The sequence below is a fragment of the Halosimplex rubrum genome (genome assembly GCF_013415885.1).
Classification (GTDB): domain Archaea; phylum Halobacteriota; class Halobacteria; order Halobacteriales; family Haloarculaceae; genus Halosimplex; species Halosimplex rubrum.
The window spans coordinates 577,548-597,948 of sequence record NZ_CP058910.1 but is presented as its reverse complement, the minus strand read 5'-3'; the positions used below and the strand labels follow the sequence as shown (position 1 = coordinate 597,948).

Sequence of the window (20,401 nt, the reverse complement as noted above, 5' to 3'; positions counted from 1 at the left end):
CTCCCCGAGATGGCTGCCGCGATCGACGAGGACACGAAGCGGACCGTCGCACAGGGTCGCGCGACCCTCGGGTCCATGATCGGCAGCGCCCGCGAGGACCTCCAGAAGGCGTTCATGGTCTTCGTCATCGGGTTCATGGGGACGTTCTACGCGCTTCGGCTCTACGTCTGGGACCAGCTCAAAGCCGACCTGAACCAGAACCCGGACATCCAGATCGTCGCGACCACGCCGTTCGACGTGATCCTCCTGCAGGCGAAGATCGGCATGTTCGTCGGCGTCCTCATGGCACTGCCCGTCGTCGTCTACTTCGGCCGCGACGCCCTGCGAGCGCGGGGCTGGTGGCCCGCCGAGGACGTGCCCAGGTGGAAACTCGCGGTCCCGACGCTGCTCTCGGTGGTCCTGTTCGCGGCCGGCCTCGCCTACGCCTACTACCTCTTCTTCCCGCTCATGCTCGGGTTCCTCGCCGGCAACGCCGTCAACGCCGGCTTCGAGCCCGCGTGGTCGATCGTCAAGTGGACGCAGTTCATCGCCTTCCTCGGCCTCTCTTTCGGCCTCGCCGCGCAGCTGCCGCTGGCGATGAGCTCGCTCGCCTACCTGCGAATCGTGAGCTACCAGGCGATGCGCGACCGCTGGCGCTACGCCGTCCTCGGGATCGTCACGTTCGGCGCCTTCTTCTCGCCGCCGGACCCGCTCACCCAGCTCATGTGGGCCATCCCGCTGATCGGCCTCTACGGCTTCAGCCTCGCGCTCGCCCGCTTCGCCGAACTGCTCCGGCGCTCGGCCGACGAGGTCTCGGCCGGCATGGTCGCCCGCCGCTACTGGAACAAGCTCCTCGCCGTCGCGCTGGTCGCCGCCGGCGCCGGCTACCTCTTCGTCACCCGCTACGGCGTCGCCGCCGTCAACGAGACCCTCGCCACCCTCCCCGAGAACTTCCAGTACGGGCCCTACCCGACGCTCACCGAACTCACGGGGCTGGACACCCAGCTCGTCGCCGCGCTCGTCGGTCTGGTCGTCGCCGCCGTCGCCGCCGGGGCCGCGATCTTCTACTTCTCGATCAAGGAACTCGACGCCGCGCGGGACCCCGCCGAACCGCAGGGCTCGCCGACCGACATCGACCTGCTGGCGCTGTCGGCGGCGGCCATCCCCGCCGCCCCGCCCGAGCGCTTCGAGGAGATGGACGAGAGCGAGGCGACCGAACTCGCCCGCGAGGCCCTCCAGGAACAGGAGGACCCCGACAAGGCCCAGGCCATCCTCGACCGCTTCGACGAGGTCCAAGAGGCTCAGGAGGCCCGCGCCGAAGCCACGGCGGAGGAGGGCGGCGACGCCGCTGACGGTGAGGGTGCCGCCACCGAGGACGAGGAGGGCGGGCTCCTCACCTCGACGACCGCTGGCGTCGTCGACTCGTTCACCGAGGAGGAGACCACCGAGGACGACATCGGCGGCTACTACTACGACATCGCGTTCATCCTCGAGAGCCTCACCTCGCGGGCGTTCCGCATCGTCGGCCTGTTCGGTATCATCATGGCCGCCACGTTCGTCTTCCTCTACCAGGGCGGGATCAACACGCTGCGGAAGGCCTTCTTCGGGCAGATGCCCGAGAGCCAGATCGCCCAGGCCGACATCGTGACGCTGCACCCGGCGGAGGCGCTCATCTTCGAGATCAAGTTCGCGACGCTTCTGGGCCTGGTCGCGACGTTCCCGCTGATCCTCTACTACGCCTGGCCCCGGCTGAAAGAGCGCGGGCTGGTCGGCGGCGACCGCCGCGTGCTCGGCGCGTGGGCCGTCACCTTAGTCGTCGGCATCGTCGGCGGGTCGATCGTCGGCTTCCTCTACGTCGCGCCGGCGATCATCTCCTGGCTGGCGGCCGACGCCATCGAGTCGAGCATGGTCATCTACTACCGGATCAACAAGTTCGGGTGGCTGGTCGTGCTGACGACCGTCGGCTTCGGCCTGCTCGTCGAGGTCCCGGTGACGATGTTCCTCTTCCACCGCGGCAACCTGATCTCCTTCCAGACGATGTTCGACCGCTGGCGGACCGTCGTCATGGCCATCGTCGTCGTCGCCGCGTTCATCACGCCCTCCAGCCTACTGACGATGCTCGTGTTCGCCATCCCCGTCGCCGTCGCCTACATGATCGGTCTGGGACTGCTGTGGCTGTACACCCTCGGCGGCCGCCGCACACCCAGCCGCGAGGGCGAAGCCGCCGACTGACGGGTCGTCGGTCCTCTCTCGTAGCCGGGTCGAAGACCCCTACGACTCCAGTTCGTCGCCGCGCGTGACCCCGGTCACCTCGAACCGGGCGCCGCCGGTCTCGCTCTCGGTCGCCCGCACCTCCCAGCCGTGAGCGTCGGCGATCTCGGCGACGATCGCGAGCCCGAAGCCGGTACCGCCCTCCTCGCTCGACACGCCGCGTTCGAACACCCGCTCGCGCACGTCTTCGGGGACGCCGGGGCCGTCGTCCTCGACGTAGAACCCGGGATCGGTCTCGGCGAGCGTGCCGACGCGGACGGTGACGGCGTCGTCGCCCCCCGGTCGACCGCTCGTGGAGCCGTGTTCCACCGCGTTGCGGAAGCAGTTCTCGAAGAGGCGGCCGAGGCGGTCGGCGTCGCCGCGGATCGAGTACGCCCAGTCGGTGGTCAGGGCGGCGTCGCCGGTGTCGACGGCGTTCCAGGCGGTCTCGGCCTGGTCGACGCCCGTGATCCACTCCAGCTCGTCGATGTGGCTGCCCTCGCGGGCGTAGGTGAGCACCTCGTCGACGATGGCCTCGATGCGGTCGTGCATCGCCGCGACCTCCTCGAGTTCCGACTCGTCGCCCGACCGCCAGTACAGGTCGAGCCGGCTCTTGGCGACGTTGAGCGGGTTGCGCAGGTCGTGGCTGAGGATGCCGGCGAACTCCTCTAACCGCTCGTTCTGGCGGTCGAGTTCCCGCTCGCGGCGCTTCTGCTCGCTCACGTCGACGGTGACGCCGACGATGCCCCGGGCGCGGCCCTCGCTGTCGTACCACGGCGCCTTGGTGGTCCGGAAGAAGAGATCCTGGCCGTTCGGCGGCTGTGCGTGCTCGGCCCGGTCGCGGATCGGCTCCCCGCTCTCGATCACCGCGCGGTCGTCGGCGACCGCCGCGGCGGCGTTGTCCCCCTCGTAGAGGTCGAAGTCGGTCTTGCCCACCACGTCCTCGGGGGTGTGGAGGATCTTCCCCTCCGGCGATTCGATGAACGGCTCGACCACGTCCTCGCTGACGAGGACGTGACGGCTCCGGGTGTCCTTGAAGTACACCGACATCGGGACGTGTTCGACGAGCGAGCGCAACATCGCGGCCTCGTCGCGGGCGTGCGGGTCGGCCTCCCGCCCGGATTCGGGCGTGGGAACGTCGGCGACGAGGTAGCCGGTGCCCGCGCGGTCGTCGACGAGCAGGTCGACCGCCGTCTTGAACGCGGCACCGTCGGCGTCGGTGCAGTGCCACTCGCGGGTCTCGTAGTTGCCGCCGCGCGCGCGTTCGACCATCGTCTCGACCGGGTCCGCGTCCGGGTCGATCCACTCGAGGTGTTCCTCGCCGTCGGCGCCGCGGCCCCGGCCGCGGAGCTCCTCGGTGATGTCGGTCACGAGCAGGTCCCGGACGGTCGCGTCGGTCAGGTCCGCTGGGTCCCACCCCCACCGGTCGTGGAACCGCTCGTTGGCGTCCCGGAGCGCGAGCGTCTCGGGGTCGAACTCGACGACGGCCTCGTCGGCGAAGTCGGCCAGTCGCCAGGCGGTCGTCGAGGCGGGCCGGTCGGCGAGTCGGTCGACCTGCAACGGGAGTATCGTCGCGAGGTCGCCGCCCGGGTGGACGTGGACGGCGCGGGGGTCGCCGACGACCCGCTCGAGGACCGCCCGCTCCACCCCCTCGGCGACGACGACGACCCCGACCGCCGGGTCGGTCTCTCTGGTCCGCTCGTAGTCCGCTCCCGTCGGACAGACGATGCAATCGACCTCGGTCGTCGAACCCTCGGCGAGCCTGTCGAGCCCCCCGTGCTCGACGACCGCGACGGCGTCGTCCCCCGACAGCGCCGCCGCGAGGCGCTCGCGGTCGTCGGCCGACCCGACCACCGCGGTCCTGACTGGTTCGTCCCGCGTCCCCTGCATTTGCCGCGTCTTCGCTCGGCCCTGTGAAATACTTCCCGACCGGACAGTCCGCTTCGAAATGTGATCGATCGAACTGTCCACGGAGCGGCGGCGCCGAGCGGTCCGCGGACGCCCGCGGATCGCTCGCGGTCGTCCTCTCGGAGGCGGCGGGCCCCATCGGCGGGATCGAACCGCCTATACTCCTCGACGAACCCCTGGATACTATCATGCCCAAGATATAGTGTCAACTATCCAATACAATTAATATCCTATCAGTCTTAGTATGCTATGTAGAGATGGCTTCAGAAACGCCTTACAGCGGCCGCGCTGTCACGACTATCGACCAGTTCGCTAAACCAGTTATTGACGAGGAAGACGATACTTGTCCGAACGGTGAGGAATGGTGCGACGGGCCAACCGGCGACGATCTCCCGTGCTTCGAGTGTTTCGATCTCGAACAGGACTACAACGTGGGGCAGTCAGAATGAGCGACGAGGATCGTCGAAACGAGATCGTCACCCTCGCCGTATATCCCGACACCAAAGACCAGTGGGAGTCGGCGGCACAGGACGATCCCGACGCCGATTCGCTTTCGCAACTCGTTCGCGTAGCCGTCAATCGATACCTCCGCGACCGAGCTAACGGCTCCAGCGGAGAGGTCTCACAGGAGATTCACGAACAGCTAACGGAACTAAACACCCAACAGGAGCAACTCGCACAACATCTCGACGGGATCAAAGGGCAACTCACGGACGTTCGGGAAGCCGTCACTGGCGAGGCGGTTGGACCCGAAACGGAGGCCCTTGCGGACGACATCTTCGAGATGCTTCCCTCGAAGAAGGAGGCCCATACGGAGCCGGTCATTTCCGAAACGGCAGACGGTGTCCCTGCCCCGGAACAAGGGTCGATTGAGTGGCTGTCAGAGCGGCTTGACGTCCCTCGGTATCAGATACAGGCCGCTCTCGACCACCTACAAGAGACGACCTACGCAGTCAGCCAGACCGACGACGGCCGCTATTACAAGGAGGTGTGATCGATGTCCGAGTTCGAGAACGAGCATATGAACCGCTTTCTCAAGCGGGTCAAGGGCATGAAGTCAGCGGGCACGCACGAAGCACGGAAGAACGCGCTTCGCCGATTCAACGAATGGTTAGAGGAGACGGGATACGAGCCGACTGAGATCGGACCGCTCGAAATCGAGGACTTCCTCGCTCACTTGGCGAACAAGGGGTACGCACCCAATTCAATCGACAGCTCCCTGTCCGGTGTTCGCCTGTTCTACAAATTCCTCGACCGGAAGGACGTCATCGAGGAGAACCCGGCCGACGAGATCGACCAGAGTAACCTACGGTCGCTCACGAACGGGACGAAGAAGCACAATGAAGCCGATGTCGTCTACGTTACCGAGGACGAGAAGGAGGCGATGGTCGAACACGCTCCGTCGCCACAGCTCCGAAACCGACTGATCATCCGACTGCTGTGGCAGACCGGAGTCAGAGGTCACGAACTCGCCGGTATGGAGCTAGAGAATATCGACCGAGAAGAGCGGAGCATTCGGGTCTATTCCAGTAAGACGGACGACTGGCGGACGGTCTACTACCAGCCATCTCTTGATTTCCTTCTCGACCAGTGGATCGATAGCGGGTATCGTGATGCGTATGGGCCATCGACCACGTCGCCGTACCTCTTTCCCAGTCAGCGGTCAGAGCAGATTTCGAGACAGACAATCGGGAAGTTAGTCGTTCAGGCAGCCAAGAACGCGGGTTGTCAAGAGCAGATGTACACGGACGCCGGCGGGAAGCCGAAATGGCGAATCACGACTCATAGCTTACGCCACGGACACGCGATCCACGCTCTGAAGTCCGGTGTCGACATTCGGACGCTCCAGAAGCATCTCGGTCACAAGAACCTCGATACGACTGAACGCTATCTCAGAATCCTCGACGATGATGTCAAAGATGCCTACCAGCAGTTCGGCGATACAAAATCCGTATAAATATATCGAAATGTAAATTTGTAAAACTCGTTATACTTTATTGGCTGGGGATTCTATAGACAATTGCTCGTGACGGGTGATCCGACAACGATCTGGATTCAAGCAGAGACCCACGAACGACTGAAGACCCTGAAGCCGAAGGGTATGACCTTCGATGAGCTGGTTAATGCTGCTCTTGAGGAATCGGATATAGAAGATACAGACCAGTTACAATCGGAGCAGTAACTCACCTACCAATGCCGAGCGTAGCTCCGATCTTCACTGGTACATCCCAGCGGTATGACAACAATGTCAATTAAACGACCCAGTCGAAACATAGTGGAGGCGGCACAAAAACATTCAGCCGACAAGGACGAAGTTGAGACGTTCGAGCGAGATCTGAGATGGATCTACACCAATGGACTTGATCTAAACCGCGGCGAGAGAGTTCCGTTTGACCAACTGCGTGCGGCTCTCGTTGAGGAGGGATTCTCGGAGATACCCTATCAAACACTCCTAATGAAGGCCGTTTTAGACGGCTGGGTCAAGTCAACGGATGAATCTGATCCAAGGAACTGCGAAATCTGGCTCGAACCAAGAGGTCCAGAACGAAGTTGGCAACAGGTCGTAGCTCAGGAGGAACCGACGAGAGCGAACGAGCGAGCAAGCTACGCATTAGAAGAACTATCCAATGAGCTTCAGATAGTTGCGCTCCGTGATACAGGCGAATTGTACGCCTGCCATAGTGGTGTTTGGCATAACGACAGTGAACAGGTACTTCGCGAGAGGTTGTCCGATTATATGGACCGCTCCTATTCTAAGAGCGTGCTCTCGGCAGCGGAAGTGAATATCCGGGCTAACTGGGCGATTCCGCGGCAGAGATTCGGTGTTCCTGCCGGGACGCTTCCTCTTCAGAATGGCCTCTTTGAGCTACGCAACCGCGAATTGAAACCAATCCAACCGGACGACTATATCACTGAGCAGCTTCCAATCTCGTACGACTCCGAAGCAGAGTGTCCAGAGTTTCAGAGCCTCCTAGATACAGTAGTTCCGGAGGCAGAGAAACAACAGAAACTACAGGAGTTCGCAGGGTACTGTCTGCTGCCACAGGTTCCGTACAAGAAGGGGCTAATGCTGTTGGGAGAGACAAGTACAGGAAAATCGACGTTCCTGCGGGCCATCGAGCAACTCTTCAGAGATCAAGACATCGCAAGTGTCTCTCCCGAGAAGTTACAATTGAGTAAGCATACAGCCGCAAATTTAGAGCATAAGACGGTCAATATCGTTGACGAGCTAGATGGCCATCACCTCAACAGAACTGACAAGATTAAGAAGGCTATCTCAGGTGATCCCATGGCTGCTGAACCGAAATACGAACAGGAATATCGTTTCACCCCGACCTGTAAGCACATTTTCGCATCGAACAAATCACTCAAGGCATCTATCACAGAGGACGCATTCTGGAGTCGATGGGTTACTGTTGTGTTTGAAGAACAGATTCCAAAGGACAATCGGGTCTCTCAGGATCAAATCATATCCCAATTTGAGGATGAGGCTGCGGGTATCCTAAACTGGGCGTTAGACGGGCTTGATCGACTTCGCGCTCAAGATAGCTTTACTGATTCACGAAGTCCGAGCGAAACACACCAACTCTGGACTGGATTTGGAGACGTAGTTAGTGAGTTTATTGACGTTGCTATTGCGAATCAATCAGGAAGCACTGTATTCACTGATGACCTCCACAGCCACTACGAAGAGTTCTGTGCGAGGACTGGACGGGAAGTAGCTCGAGAACAGCATCAACTCACGGCAGAACTCAAAGAGCGCGGTATCGCCGAGTACACGAGAGAGTGGGATCCTCGAAAAGGCAATTCTGCCGGTTGCTTCACAGGGATAATGCTCCGTGACCTCGATTCAAAAGAAGTCGTACAAGATCTCGGCATCTAAGACAGTAGAAGATCAAGGACCTGATTCGATAAATCGCGCGACATCTACCGATTTAATCGACTAGTCCTTGATTGGGATCTCAGAAAGTAATTTGAGAGTCGTAGCTGTTTTGTGTGTCTTCCGGTCTCCAAAATAACTTTTTGAGACCCAAATCAAGGACTGGAATGCCGACTATTGCTCCTTCAGTCGATTACTGAGGCGATCAAATAGTACCTCCTTGATTTTGTGGTATCGAGACAGAGGGTGAGTTATACGGCGTTTTGACTTCGATCCCTATGGGTAGGGGTTCTCTGCCAATCCATCGATCTCAGATTCCCGTTCGGCCACCCTTGAGACGATCTCACCAATTTAGCAAAACCCCAATCTGCGGCTTCTAATTCGTGGTATCTCTACTGGTCGTCTGTAAGTGTCGTTGGCCAATAAAAAATATAAGTGCCGTCCCAAGTTGTCGAGTCAGAACAACCGCTAACTGGCAGACAGCGTGTAGACAGCGTGGAGTGGGGGTTAGATTGTGGTCCAACGCTACGCATAGGGCTTTAACCTCAGTCTCCCGGAACAGTGTACAAACGCTGTTAGGGCCTATACAAACCTCCTTGGAGACTTCAGAGCTTTAGACGCCAGAAAGAATCTTGAATAGAGCCCCGATCTTGACGTTGGCGGACGGCTTAGACAAATCGCGCTTCTGACAGATTATGTCGCCCCCGACGAATGCTGAAGCCCAGTTGATAAGTGCGCCCCCTCCGAAACAAGAGGTGATGACTCGTCCTGACCGCCCCGATTCCGACGCTGGCGCGGACGAGATAGCCAAGTGGATGGAGGAGGACTTTGGGTGGGCGGTGACCGAGGGCTTCCAGAACGCTCGTGAGAAAGGCGATAAGGAAAACAGAGGCTGACCCCTCCAGTCCTTAGTGTTGACCTCTCTTTTCATTCAAATAATCGCGGCCGCCGTCATTCCAGTTTTCCCCAATCAGCCAGATCGCCTTATCGAGTCGTGTCGATGTCCGATTGTACTCCTCGCAGAACTGCCGATATAGGTTTCGGATCGCCTCTCGATCTTCGTCGCTGTCCGCCGTGTACTTGGTTCCGAATAGACTGTTCGTAACACGAGCAACTTGGACATCCACCGGGATCGGAAGCAGAGCGATGTTATCGAGCGGACGGATATAGTCATCAATCGCACGAAGCCATAACGGAGCGATCTTCTCGCCGCCGAGACCAGGAAACTTCTTTGTCGTTTGGATCTCCTCGTGGGCGGGTTCATCCAATCGCTCGTTGCTCACATACTGATATATAGCGTGGGCGTCGCCGTCGTGGTCATCAATAAGCGACAGAGGATTAGACTCGAACTCGTGATAGAGGGTGTGCGCGACTGTGTACCAGAAGGCGGCGTCCTGTTTCCCGTACTCCATTAGCCCGTACTCGTTCATCACGGGGTGGTCTTGGAAGTCGTTGTGTCCCTTGAACAGGTCCAATAGATCGTGGTATCTCTGCTCTGCTACAATTGTTTGCGGATCGAAGACCCACGGTTCAGCGACCCAGAGACTCTGAAGACGTTGGCTGAGACGATCAGCAGGCCTACTGAAGTTGAGTGTTAGAGTGAAGGTCAGATAGAGACACCGTGCTCGGTCATCGGCAAATTCACCCGCTGTATCTAGTTCGTGTAGGGCCTCTTTGAGCGGGAGATCGACATCATCCTCTGGGTCTTTCTTCTCAAAGAGAGCCTGTGACTGCTCGTAGTCGTCTACAATACTCAAAAGCGCCTCTTCTGGATTGTTAGCAGGGGTACTCATTGATGTCGGAAAGGCGATTGGATTCGCGTACTCCTTCGCCTCACTTGAACCTGTCCACAAAATCTTGTGTCTACAGGTCAGTTTCAGGTGTCTCTAGACACATCCTCGCTCCCTCTTAGGCCGGTTCAAGCATAGATATGGATTGGATGCGGGCTCGCGTAGACTGGATGACTCAGGCCGATGAACGTGTCTTAGAGTTTCTCCACGAGAAGGAGATAATCGCGTCACCCAGCGTCATCGGCGCAAACATCGACTATACCGGCGAATACATCTCTCGACGATGTCGGAAGCTGGCCGACGCAGGACTCGTTCAACGAGCCGATGCTACGAATTATCGGATCACAGAGAAAGGTGAACGGTATCTCAAGGGAGAACTTGACGCCGAAGATCTTCAAATCGCAGATTGACCGTATAGCGGCTCATTTTACGCAGTCTTAGCTCTCGTACATCGAATTATGAGTCCTCGATAGTTCGGATGTTGTCTTGACAGGACTTTGGTTAATGAGAATACGCTAACCGTACTAACGCAACACTTGTCATCGAAAGAAGACGGGAGTCCATATCCTGTATCCTGATTTAGAGCCACAATATATTGTGGCCAGCTATAAGTAATTCTGTACTCTTGTATCATCCAATGACGGTACTCTCCTCGTTTCCATCCACGTTAGTGAACGCAAGCTACTTATTTCATAGAAATATAAATTTCAATATTCATATATGAAGCGCAGAACCGCGATACGGTCAGTTATCCCGGTCGGGATCGTTACCATTGCGGGCTGTACTGGGTCATTAGACACGATGGAGAGTAGTGGTCGCTCCGATCTCTCCGAACACGACGAGCAGGGACTACAGAAATACGAAGAAGCGTACAACCTCTCGGAGGATGCACTTGCTGAGTACAATACTGGCCGACAGTTGTTCTTTGAGAATCTACCTGAGGGGGAGTCCAATCTTGAGGACTACCCGTTCGACTGGCAGACCCTATCGGATACAATGGAGAGTGCGTCTGAATATTTCGGAGAAGCAGCCGACCTGTTCGAAGAATCCAGACAACTAAGCGAATCTCCAGAGTTCAACGAGCCGTGTGTACGTGCCGTCGACTGGACTCAGGCACATCTTGATGCTCTCAGTATGTTTGGTGACTTAGGTGGTCCATCGAGGGACTGGTTTACCCAACGACATAATGAAGCAAAACGGGCTGACTCCCCGCTTCCTCCTGCGCAACTGTTGGATCGGATATTGGGCAGACCAACGGAGTCCTACACTCCTCTCGATGAAGGGACGCCAATGGAGACACCAAGCTCGGCAGAGACAGAAACTTCGGAGGAGACACCTACGTCCGATCTCCAGATTGTGAGCCGTGGGTTTTCGGTCGATGATAGTAGTGATGAACCAGCGCCGTACGTGGCTGCTACTATCGTGAACCGTGGGGATGGGCAATCAGGTCCAGCAGAACTTGTCGTACGCTGGTACGATGACGATGGTAATTTCCTCTATGAGGGTGGCGGCCAAGCAGAACTTGTCTCGCTTGCTGTAGAGGAGACGTGGGAGGCGCGAGTGTACGCGAGCAAAGAACAAGCTTCAATTGGGGACGCCGAGATCGAAATCGACGCCGAAGGCTACCCCATCCCCTCCGATGAAAACGTTGAGGTCCAAAATAGCGAGTTACAGACCAACGGAACGACCGTCACAATAACTGGGGAGCTTGCGAACACCAGCGGACAAGAATTGCTCTCTGCTTCAGCGTATAGTAAGATCTACGATGGAGATGGTGTCGTTCTCGCAGGAGGCCACGATCAGGAGACCGATATTCCGGCAGAAGAGACTTGGCAATTCGAGATTCAGTGGGACGCTCGGGATCGAATAGATCGAGTCAGTGAACACGTGGCTGTTGGGTATGGCAATACGTAGTTGAGTTCAGTTGGTACTATAACTCGTCATCACAACTGTCGTCTATGGACGGCGGAATCCTAGCAAAGCTTCTCTCTCCGCTCCTTCGATTGGGCCAAATTCTCGTTGGCCGATTCAAACGGGGATCACTCGGGGTGACCTCGACACGCGGGATAGCCCTCTACGGAAGTGACTTTGCGGAAAAGGAAGTCCTCTCCGCCGTTTATCGAGCGAGAGTCGAAAACTTCGGACGGAAGACTGTCTACAATTGTACGCCTAAGCTTAGACTGACAGGGACTCGGGAATCTGACGATTCAGATACTGAAATAACAGTAGACACGACCTGTGTGTGGGCAAGAGAGAACTCGAATGAATCGATAGATCTCATTGGTGGCGAAGCTGAATGGGTTGAGGTTTTTCGACTGATTCAAGATTATTCAGCTGGACGAGGGTTCGATCCGGAGTCGGACTTCAAAGTCATTTTCCCTGCCGCTGGGGGATGGAGTGAGCCTTCACGGATTCAGATCCACAATCTGGGTCTTGATACACCGACTACGGAAACAGAACTGACGAAGCAGACGATAGAAGACACACAGTGGGACGAAGCCATCATAGAAGTCAGAGGAGAGGATCCAGATGGAGAAGTGGTACAGACACAATATTCGCTTGACTTAGAGGATATGAGTACGCAACTGGACAACCGGATTCTTTGGCATTTAGAAGACTGAGGTCATCGTCGGCGAGCGGCGAGCTTTTAATCACCCACCGTAGATATTCCCACGAGAATACTATGCGAGCATTCAGACAGCCAGCACGAACCGTCGTTGTTCAGGTAGTAGATAATAGAGTCTCTAGAAGGTGAGAAACTAATGCCCAAGATCAGCGTGGAGGTGCCCGAGGAGTTGCTGGACGACATGGACGAGCACGTCGGGGAGGACGGCAAGTTCGTCAACCGGAGCGAGGCGATCCGGGCGTCGATGCGAAAGACCCTCGACATGCTCGACGACATCGACGCCCGGCAGGGCCGCCTGGAGGACGACGAGTGAGCGAGCCCCGTCCCGCGCTCTCGCCGGCACAGGTCGGCCTGATCGGCCTGTTCGTCACCGCCATCGTGACCGCGCAGCTGACCGCCTCGAAGCTGCTGCAGTTCGGGCTCCCGTTCGAGTTGCCGGTCGTCGGCGGCGCCCTCGTCCTCCCGGGCGCGGCGCTGGCGTACGCGCTGACCTTCTTCGCCTCGGACTGTTACTCGGAGCTCTACGGCCGGAAGGCCGCCACCGTCGTCGTCAACGTCGGGTTCGCGATGAACGTCGTCATGCTCGTGCTCGTCTGGACCACCATCGAGGCGCCGGCGCTCCCCCAGACCGAACCCGGCCAGATCGACCTGGCGGCGTTCCGGAACGTGCTCGGCTCCAGCACCGCCATCGTCGTCGCCAGCCTCTCGGCGTACGTCGTCAGCCAGAACTGGGACGTCTTCGTCTTCCACTGGATCCGCGAGGCCACCGACGGGAAGTACCTCTGGCTCAGAAACATCGGTTCGACGGCCACCAGCCAGCTCGTCGACACGGTCATATTCGTCTTCGTCGGCTTCTACTTCCTCGGCTCGACGCCGCTGTCGGGCGCCGTCGCGCTCGTCGCCGGACAGTACCTCTTCAAGCTCTTGGTCGCCGTCGCCGACACTCCCTTCGTCTACGCCGTCGTCGCCGCCGTCCGCTCGCGGAAGACCGCCTCCGCGACCGCGTACGCCGGCTCGGAGTGAGTTCGGAGCGTCGGATTCGCTCTGACCGCAGGAGACGGTAATCGGTGGACACCGTCGACCCGCTCGCTCTGAACTGACTCCACCGCACTCGACGACAGACGATGAAAGCCCTCGCCGCGCTCGCTAGGAGTTGGATCGACAGCACGAGACAGCAGGCGTTGAAAGCCCTCGCCGCGCTCGCTAGGAGTTGGATCGACAGCACGAGACAGCAGGCGTTGAAAGCCCTCGCCGCGCTCGCTAGGAGTTGGATCGACAGCACGAGACAGCAGGCGTTGAAAGCCCTCGCCGCGCTCGCGGTCGCTGAGGCGGGATATCCGCGCTCTCGGCACCGCCCGCGCGGATAGTGCCCGCTCAGGCGACTATTGGCGCGAGCGCGCCTCGCCCTTTCAGTCCACCAGGACAGCACAGCACCGCAGACGGCCACGAGCCTCCCCAGCCGATTCGACGCTCGTCGCAGGCTCCTGCGCGTCTCATCCCTCGCGCGGTTGTCGTCGCGCGCACGAGAGCGCGCGACAGCGCACGCCACCGCAACCGCACCACGTCGGAGATCAAAACTGCCAACCCTCTCACTCGAACTTCTCCAGCAGTTCCACGTAGAACCCGTCGCGCTCGTCGGCGAGCTTCTCGACGATGAGTTCCGGGGTCGAGCGGGCGAGCACGTCCTTCACCGGCGAGCGGTCGACCACGAGTTCGCCGTCGACCAGGCCCTCGGCTTCGATGCCGTCGACGGCCAGCTCGGTGCGGGCGGCGTCCCGGATCTCGCGGGCGAGGTGGGTGACGAAGACGGCGGTGGCGTCCGTGGCGTCGAACGCTTCGAGGATGCCGGCCATGATCTTCGCGCTGGCGCCGGGCTCGGTGATGCTCTCCAGTTCGTCGACGAGGACGACCACGCTCCCCCCGTCGCCCGACCGGATATCGTCGACCAGGCTCCCGAACTCCCGGAGGGTGGACTCGAAGGCGCCGGCGTCCAGCGTCCCCTGAGTCTTGGCGTGGTAGTGCAACTCCTCGACGTGTTCGACGCGGGCAGAGTCGGCGGGGACGGGCAACCCCATGTGCGCGAGCGTGACGGTCAGCGCGACCAGGTCGAGCACGGACGTCTTCCCGCCGCTGTTGACGCCCGTCAACAGGGCGACGCCCTCGACGCCGTAGTCGACGGGGTCGACTTCCCCGTAGGCCACGTCCAAAAGCGGCGAGCGGCCGCCCTCGATGGCGATCCCCTCGCCGCCGACTTCCGGCATCGTACAGTCGTACTCGCGGGCGAACCGGGCGATCGCGAGTTCGACGTCGAGTTCGAGCGCGGCCTCGGCCAGCGCCTCGGCGTCCTCGCGGGCGTCGGCCAGGTCGGTCGCGACCTCCCGCTTGAGGCGGGTCGCGCGGCGGTCGCGGGCGGTGGTGAGTTCCTCGCGCAGCCGCGAGACGACCGCCTCGTCGCGCTCGACGGGGAAGGTGGGCTGGTCGGGGAACGCCCGACGAGCCATGTCGGCGTAGTCGTCCAGGCCGAGGGCGTCGACGAGGTGGTCGCGGGCGTCGTCGACCGCTTCGGCGTACTCGTCGGCGAGCTCGCGCTGGAGCAGGGAGTCGACGCCGGCGCCCTGCTCGACCAGCGAGAGGAGGTCGGCGCCCTCGATGGTCACGTCGCGCTCCTCGATGGCCGCCCGGAGGCGGTCGTTGGCGACGCTCTCGGCGGTCGAGACGGCGGCGTCGAGGTCGTCGACGGCGGTCTGCAACCGCTCGAGACGGTCGTCGTCGGCGACGTCGCCGTCGTCGTCGATGCGGGCGAGCGCGTCGGCGAGTTCGTCCAGGTCGCAGGGCGGGTCCATCTCGGCGACGCGGTGGACCTCGACGGCCGCCCGCAGGCGATCGCGGTTGTGGGCGAAGAAGGCGAGGGTGCGCTCGGGGACGACGGTGGCGGGGTCGTCCAGCGCGTCGGGCTCGACGCGCACGTCGCCGTCGACCTCGACGCCGGTGAAGGCGTCGTCGAGCGCGACGACGGTGGCGTACCCCCGGGCGAGGTCAGCGAGGCCGCGGGCGTCGTCGACGATCTCGACGCTGACCTCGGGGAGCGCGTCCTGGGCGCGGGCGTAGGTCTCGGCGTCGGTCGTGGCGAGACAGCGGTCCCGGACGCGGACGCTCGGCGGTGATTCGAGGGGTTCGACCCCGGCCAGCGCGCCGCGGACCTCGTCGTCGGGGTCGCGTTCCATCGCGCGAGCCGCGAACTCGCGGGCCTCCTCGACCCGGGTGCGGGAGGGGGAGGGGTAGAACGTCTCCAGGCGGCGCTCGGCGTAGCGGGTGACGGCGTGGTCGCCGACCAGATCGAGGGCGTCGCGGTAGATCTCCTGGGCGCGCGGCGTGGCGGCGAACCCCCCCGGATCGCCGTGCTCGCGGCGGATGGCGGCGCGGGCGATGCGGGCGGCGCGGCCGTCGCTGATGCCCGGGGCCCGGCCCAGCGCGGCCACGTCCCCGTCGCGGAGCGCCCGCTCGGGGTCGTCGAGTTCCGACAGCGCCGCGGCCGTCTTCTCGCCGACCCCGGGGATCGTCTCGATGTCCATCTACCCGCCACATTGCTACCGGCGGAGAAAAATCCCGCGGCCGGCCGCGGGCCGGTCGCTGGGAGCCATCGAGACCGTCGGTCGGCCGCCGAAGCGGCGTCGCGAGCGACGGCGCCGGCGGGTCCTCACTCGTTCCAGGGCCAGTCCTCGGGCGGCGCGAACGGCCCCGTCGAGACGGTGTAGCGCATCACCGTCGAGACGCGCAGCAGTCGCACCACGAGCACGACCAGCGGCGCGAGCACCACCGCGACCGCCGCGCTGATCACCCACGGGAGCGCCGGTTCGGGGACCGCCGCCCCGTTCGAGCGATACAGCAGCGGGACGGAGACCGCGACGAGCAGGCAGGGGACGCTCAGGTAGATAATCTCCCGCGAGAGCTTCGCGAGTTCCTGGTGGAGCGCGAGCGTCTTGAAGTACTGCCGGGCGACCGAGAGGTGGCCCAGTAACTCCTCGACCGCGTCGAGGTCGTCGGCGACGGGGTCGGACAGCTCCGCGCCCGCGGTCTCGGCCCGGACGCGCCGCCGGAAGCGCGCGTAGTCCGACCCGGCGGTCGCCGAGATGGCCTCGACCGGTTTCATCTCGCCGGAGACGCGGGCGATCCGGTCGGCGAAGTCGCCGAGGTCGCTCGCCAGCGTCGCGAGGTCGCCCGCTCCCCCGGCGTCGGCGCTCGCCGTCCCCTGCCGCGATCCGCGGAGCGAGTCGGCGCGGTCGTCGAGGGCCTCGCCGACGACCGCGACGAAGTCGGCGGTGTCGACCGGCACCGTCGACCGGCCGCTCAGCTCCGCGACGCGGTCGCGGAGCCGGGCGCCCTTCTCGTAGCGCTGTCGCAGCGAGTCGGGCTTGCCGAACACCTGCGAGGAGACGAGCTGGTTGACCGTCAGCGTCAGCGTGACGAGCGTGAACACCCCGGAAGTGATGCCGCTCCCGAACACCGTCGGTACGTTGCCGCTCGGCCCGACCGCGAGGACCCCCAGGGCGACGAGCCCGCGCGTGACGGCGAAGACCGCGACGCAGACGACGGCGGTGATCAGCCAGCGGTTCCCGTCGAGGAACACCCAGTGGCGCAGGCCGCTCGTCCCGGCGTCCGAACCGCCCGATGACCCCTCGCTACCGGCCATCGTCCACCGCGGCCCGGCGACCGCGACCGACCGTCCGCCGTGACTCCCGCGACGGATCCCGGGCGGCGTCGGCCCCGAGCCGTCGGCTCCGTACTCGACCGCGAGAAGGGACTTCCATACCCGAGGGAGAACCGCCGGACCGAAAGGTCTGGACCCGGCACTCGCCGGTCCGGTCGCGTTCGACGGCGCCCGCGCGGCGGCGAACAACGGGCTTTTGCCCGTTCACACCGAATCGCCGGCGATGAGCACTTCGGTCGCCGACAAGCTCGCCGCCGCGCGCGCCGACCTGGCCGACCGCGACGGCGTCCTCGTCGCCTTCTCCGGCGGCGTGGACTCCAGCGCAGTCGCCGCCATCGCCCACGACGCGCTCGGCGACGACGCCGTCGCCTGCACGGCCAAAAGCGAGACGCTCCCCGACGCCGAACTCGACGACGCCCGCCGCGTCGCCGAGGAGATCGGCATCCGCCACGAGGTCGTCGAGTTCTCCGAGCTCGACAGCCAGGCGTTCGTCGAGAACGGTGACGACCGCTGTTATCACTGCCGCACCATGCGGCTGGGCGCGATGTTCGACCACGCCGAGGAACTGGGCATCGACGTGGTCTGCGACGGCACCAACGCCTCCGACCCCGGCGAGGGTCACCGCCCGGGACTCCAGGCCGTCGAGGAGCTCGACGCCTACTCGCCGCTGCTGGAGCACGACCTCGTCAAGTCGGAAGTCCGGGAGATCGCCGACGACTACGGCCTCTCCGTCGCGGACAAGCCCTCGATGGCCTGTCTCTCCTCGCGCATCCCCACCGGCCTGGAGGTCACCGAGGAGCGGCTCGGCCGCATCGAGCAGGCCGAGACCGTCCTGCGGACGTGGGGCTTCGAGCAGTTCCGCGTGCGCGACCACGACGGTATCGCCCGCATCGAGGTCGGCGAGGACGAACTCGAAGACGCGCTCGACCCGGAGTTCGTCCGCGCCGCCCGCCAGTACATCGGCGAACTCGGCTTCGACCACGTGACGCTGGACCTCGACGGCTACCGCACCGGCAGCGTCAGCCCCGCCGACGAGGAAGCACCCGACGAACCGGAGACCGACGACGACGGCGACGACGATTCCGCCGTCGAGGACGTGTTCGGCACCGACTACCCGACCGCAGATGAGATCTGAGCGCTTTCCCGGCGACGCGCGCCCGACCCCGACGAAGTCCGCCAGACGTTGCCGTTCGAACCGTCGGTTTCTCTCGTCCCACCGAGGTTTCGGTGTGCCGTACGCCGAGACGCATCGGGAGTCGACGCCGGCCGTGACGATGACCTTCTACGAGCGGGAGTTGTAGCCGGGGCGTCGCTTCGGGTCCGTAGATACTTGACGGAAACCGGGAGCAAACGGACGTGTCCATGGCGAGAACGGAACGGGAGTGTATCGAATCGCTCCGGGAGGCCGCAAAGCGGCTGGGTGACTCTCCGACGAAGAAGGAGTACGTCGAACTCGGACTGACGCCGGCGGCTTCGACGATAATGCGGATACTCGGCGGTTGGAACGAAGCCAAGGAGCGGGCAGGACTGGAAACCTACTCGCAGGGCGAAAACGGTGGCTTCCCCGTTCAGCCGAAACCGAACGGGGTAGACCTTCCGGACGACAAAGTGTGGGAAGACCTGTCGGGATACCAGCGCTGGTACTACAAAAACAGGGAGTCCGAGATACAGAAGAAGGAAGACCGGCGGGAGACGCTGCGCGCCTGGCTCCACGAGTTCAAACGCGAGCACTGCGAGTGTCGTCGCTGCGGTGCCGGTCATCCGGCCTGTCTCGACTTTCACCACACCGATTCGACCGAGAAGGAACTGGGCGTCTCCGAGATGATCAGTTACGGATACGCGGAGGAGAGCATCCGCGACGAGATCGACAACTGCGAAGTGCTCTGTGCCAACTGCCACCGAAAGGAACACTACGAAGTTCCGGCCTCGGCCACGACAGACCCGTAGTGCTGTATGCACGTTACCATCCCTCGAATGACTGCTGCTCCGCAACACTCAAGTGCGGCTCCCACCTACGATTGGTGTAGAGTCGCTGAGCGAACAGGCGGAAAACATGTCAAAGTCCCGTGGGGTAGTGGCCAATCCTGTTGCCTTCTGGGGGCAACGACGGAAGTTCGAATCTTCCCGGGACTATACTTTTCGGCATCTGTCACGTTCTGAGAGGAGCGGTCGGCCCGCTACGATACCACCACCAGCTTCCCGACGCTCTCCCGTTCTTGCATCGCCGCGAAGGCCGCGCCGGTCTCGGCCAGCGGGTAGGTCTCGTCGACCACGGGGTCCAGACGGCCGTCTTCGACGAACGCGACCAGCCGCTCCAGGTCGGACTGGGTGCCCATCGTCGAGCCGACGATCCGCTTGTGCCCGAGGAAGAGGTCGGCCACGTCGAACTCGGAGGTCCCGCCGGCGGTGCGGCCGCAGACGACCATGGTTCCGCCCCGACGGAGGACGGACTGGCCCAGGTTCGAGTACTCGCCGCCGAGGTGGTTGACGACGGCGTCGACCGGCTCGTCGATCGCGGCTTCGATCTCGTCGGTGTCGGCCGATTCGATCCCGCGATCGAGCCCGACCTCGCGGACGCGGTCGAGTTTCGCGGCCGAGCGAGAGGTGCCGACCGTCTCGATACCGAGGGCGTCGCACAGTTGGACCGCCGCGACGCCGACGCCGCCGGTCGCGCCGGGGACGAACACGCGGTCGCCGGTCGTCACGTCGGCGCGTCGCAACATCCGGTAGGCAGTCATGTACGCCGTCGGGAGCGCGGCGGCGGTCGTGGTGTCCACGCCGTCGGGGAGGGCGACGAGTCGGTCGGCCGTCACCCGGGCCCGCTCGGCCAGCCCGCCGTGGTACAGCGAGAAGCGCTCGCACATGTTCTCCGGCCCCTCGCGACAGAACCGACACCGCCCGCACGTCTCGTTGGGACAGAGGACGACGCGGTCGCCCGGTTCGACGCCGGTCACGTCGGGGGCCGCCTCGCGGACCGTCCCGGCGACGTCGAGTCCCGAGACGAACGGGAGGTCGTCGGCGTCGACCATCGCGGAGTCGCCTTCGAGGATCCACAGGTCGTGGCGGTTGATCGAACAGGCCTCGACGTCGACGACGGCTTCGCCCCGGGCGGGTTCGGGGTCGGGCTGGTCGACGACGCGCACGCCCTCCGGTCCGACGAGGTCGGTGAACGCTGCGGCTCGCATGGGTGGCGATCCGTGGTCTGCGGGCAAGAGTCCGGCGTCGGCGGCGATCCGTGCCGCCGCTGTCCCCGCCGGCGC

At 62.5% G+C, this 20,401-nt stretch carries 19 protein-coding genes and 1 tRNA gene; 15 read left to right on the top strand and 5 right to left on the bottom strand.

Features of this window, described 5'->3' with window-relative positions:
- Positions 1-9 precede the first annotated feature (9 nt).
- Positions 10-2,211 (top strand): twin-arginine translocase subunit TatC, encoded by a 2,202-nt coding sequence (locus HZS55_RS03000; RefSeq protein ID WP_179910274.1) that lies wholly within the window; start codon positions 10-12, stop codon positions 2,209-2,211.
- 39 nt (positions 2,212-2,250) lie between these two features.
- On the opposite strand, the gene HZS55_RS02995 is transcribed toward HZS55_RS03000, so the two are convergent.
- Positions 2,251-4,119: a sensor histidine kinase gene (locus tag HZS55_RS02995; protein WP_179910273.1), complete on the bottom strand. Its 1,869-nt coding sequence runs from the start codon at positions 4,117-4,119 to the stop codon at positions 2,251-2,253.
- 275 nt (positions 4,120-4,394) lie between these two features.
- On the opposite strand from HZS55_RS02995, the gene HZS55_RS02990 reads away from it, so the two are divergent.
- The 5 genes from HZS55_RS02990 to HZS55_RS02970 all read left to right on the top strand — a co-directional run bounded on the left by HZS55_RS02990 (position 4,395) and on the right by HZS55_RS02970 (position 8,913).
- Positions 4,395-4,586 (top strand): hypothetical protein, encoded by a 192-nt coding sequence (locus HZS55_RS02990; RefSeq protein ID WP_179910272.1) that lies wholly within the window; start codon positions 4,395-4,397, stop codon positions 4,584-4,586.
- A complete protein-coding gene (locus HZS55_RS02985) occupies positions 4,583-5,131 on the top strand; it encodes a hypothetical protein (RefSeq protein ID WP_179910271.1) in 549 nt (182 codons plus the stop codon). Before HZS55_RS02990 ends, HZS55_RS02985 begins: the two co-directional genes overlap by 4 nt.
- Positions 5,132-5,134: 3 nt before the next feature.
- Positions 5,135-6,094: a tyrosine-type recombinase/integrase gene (locus HZS55_RS02980; RefSeq protein WP_179910270.1), complete on the top strand. Its 960-nt coding sequence runs from the start codon at positions 5,135-5,137 to the stop codon at positions 6,092-6,094.
- 318 nt (positions 6,095-6,412) lie between these two features.
- Complete coding sequence (locus HZS55_RS02975; protein WP_179910269.1) at positions 6,413-8,020, top strand: DNA primase family protein; 1,608 nt, start codon at positions 6,413-6,415, stop codon at positions 8,018-8,020.
- A 755-nt stretch (positions 8,021-8,775) separates the two neighbouring features.
- A complete protein-coding gene (locus HZS55_RS02970; protein ID WP_179910268.1) occupies positions 8,776-8,913 on the top strand; it encodes a hypothetical protein in 138 nt (45 codons plus the stop codon).
- A 12-nt stretch (positions 8,914-8,925) separates the two neighbouring features.
- On the opposite strand, the gene HZS55_RS02965 is transcribed toward HZS55_RS02970, so the two are convergent.
- Entirely contained in the window at positions 8,926-9,810 is an 885-nt protein-coding gene (locus HZS55_RS02965) for a hypothetical protein (RefSeq protein ID WP_179910267.1), read from the bottom strand.
- 167 nt (positions 9,811-9,977) lie between these two features.
- Between HZS55_RS02965 and HZS55_RS02960 the strand changes: the two genes are divergently transcribed.
- The 6 genes from HZS55_RS02960 (at position 9,978) to HZS55_RS02935 (ending at position 13,800) form a co-directional block, all read left to right on the top strand.
- Entirely contained in the window at positions 9,978-10,217 is a 240-nt protein-coding gene (locus tag HZS55_RS02960) for a MarR family transcriptional regulator (RefSeq protein ID WP_394353549.1), read from the top strand.
- A gap of 310 nt (positions 10,218-10,527) precedes the next feature.
- Positions 10,528-11,721 (top strand): FxLYD domain-containing protein, encoded by a 1,194-nt coding sequence (locus HZS55_RS02955; protein ID WP_218927269.1) that lies wholly within the window; start codon positions 10,528-10,530, stop codon positions 11,719-11,721.
- Positions 11,722-11,765: 44 nt separating this feature from the next.
- Positions 11,766-12,428: a hypothetical protein gene (locus HZS55_RS02950; protein ID WP_179910265.1), complete on the top strand. Its 663-nt coding sequence runs from the start codon at positions 11,766-11,768 to the stop codon at positions 12,426-12,428.
- A gap of 141 nt (positions 12,429-12,569) precedes the next feature.
- Complete coding sequence (locus HZS55_RS02945) at positions 12,570-12,746, top strand: ribbon-helix-helix domain-containing protein (RefSeq protein ID WP_179910264.1); 177 nt, start codon at positions 12,570-12,572, stop codon at positions 12,744-12,746.
- Complete coding sequence (locus tag HZS55_RS02940) at positions 12,743-13,456, top strand: queuosine precursor transporter (RefSeq protein ID WP_179910263.1); 714 nt, start codon at positions 12,743-12,745, stop codon at positions 13,454-13,456. Before HZS55_RS02945 ends, HZS55_RS02940 begins: the two co-directional genes overlap by 4 nt.
- Positions 13,457-13,557: 101 nt before the next feature.
- Positions 13,558-13,800 carry a hypothetical protein gene (locus tag HZS55_RS02935; protein WP_179910262.1) on the top strand — a complete coding sequence of 81 codons (243 nt, stop codon included), beginning with the start codon at positions 13,558-13,560 and terminating at the stop codon, positions 13,798-13,800.
- Between the two features lie 222 nt (positions 13,801-14,022).
- Here HZS55_RS02935 and HZS55_RS02930 read toward each other — a convergent pair whose 3' ends face one another.
- Complete coding sequence (locus HZS55_RS02930; protein WP_179910261.1) at positions 14,023-16,005, bottom strand: MutS-related protein; 1,983 nt, start codon at positions 16,003-16,005, stop codon at positions 14,023-14,025.
- Positions 16,006-16,130: 125 nt separating this feature from the next.
- The gene (locus HZS55_RS02925) at positions 16,131-17,123 is read right to left on the bottom strand and encodes a hypothetical protein (protein ID WP_179910260.1); all 993 of its coding nucleotides are present in this window, start codon (positions 17,121-17,123) and stop codon (positions 16,131-16,133) included.
- Positions 17,124-17,364: 241 nt separating this feature from the next.
- Here HZS55_RS02925 and larE point away from each other — a divergent pair, with 241 nt between their 5' ends.
- The 3 genes from larE to HZS55_RS02910 all read left to right on the top strand — a co-directional run bounded on the left by larE (position 17,365) and on the right by HZS55_RS02910 (position 19,274).
- Entirely contained in the window at positions 17,365-18,276 is a 912-nt protein-coding gene (larE, locus tag HZS55_RS02920; protein ID WP_179910259.1) for an ATP-dependent sacrificial sulfur transferase LarE, read from the top strand.
- Between the two features lie 227 nt (positions 18,277-18,503).
- Entirely contained in the window at positions 18,504-19,088 is a 585-nt protein-coding gene (locus tag HZS55_RS02915) for a homing endonuclease associated repeat-containing protein (RefSeq protein WP_179910258.1), read from the top strand.
- 113 nt (positions 19,089-19,201) lie between these two features.
- Positions 19,202-19,274 (top strand) — tRNA-Gln (locus HZS55_RS02910).
- 44 nt (positions 19,275-19,318) lie between these two features.
- On the opposite strand, the gene HZS55_RS02905 is transcribed toward HZS55_RS02910, so the two are convergent.
- Positions 19,319-20,326, bottom strand: coding sequence for an alcohol dehydrogenase catalytic domain-containing protein (locus HZS55_RS02905; RefSeq protein ID WP_179910257.1), 1,008 nt, complete (start codon positions 20,324-20,326; stop codon positions 19,319-19,321).
- Between the last annotated feature and the right edge of the window lie 75 nt (positions 20,327-20,401).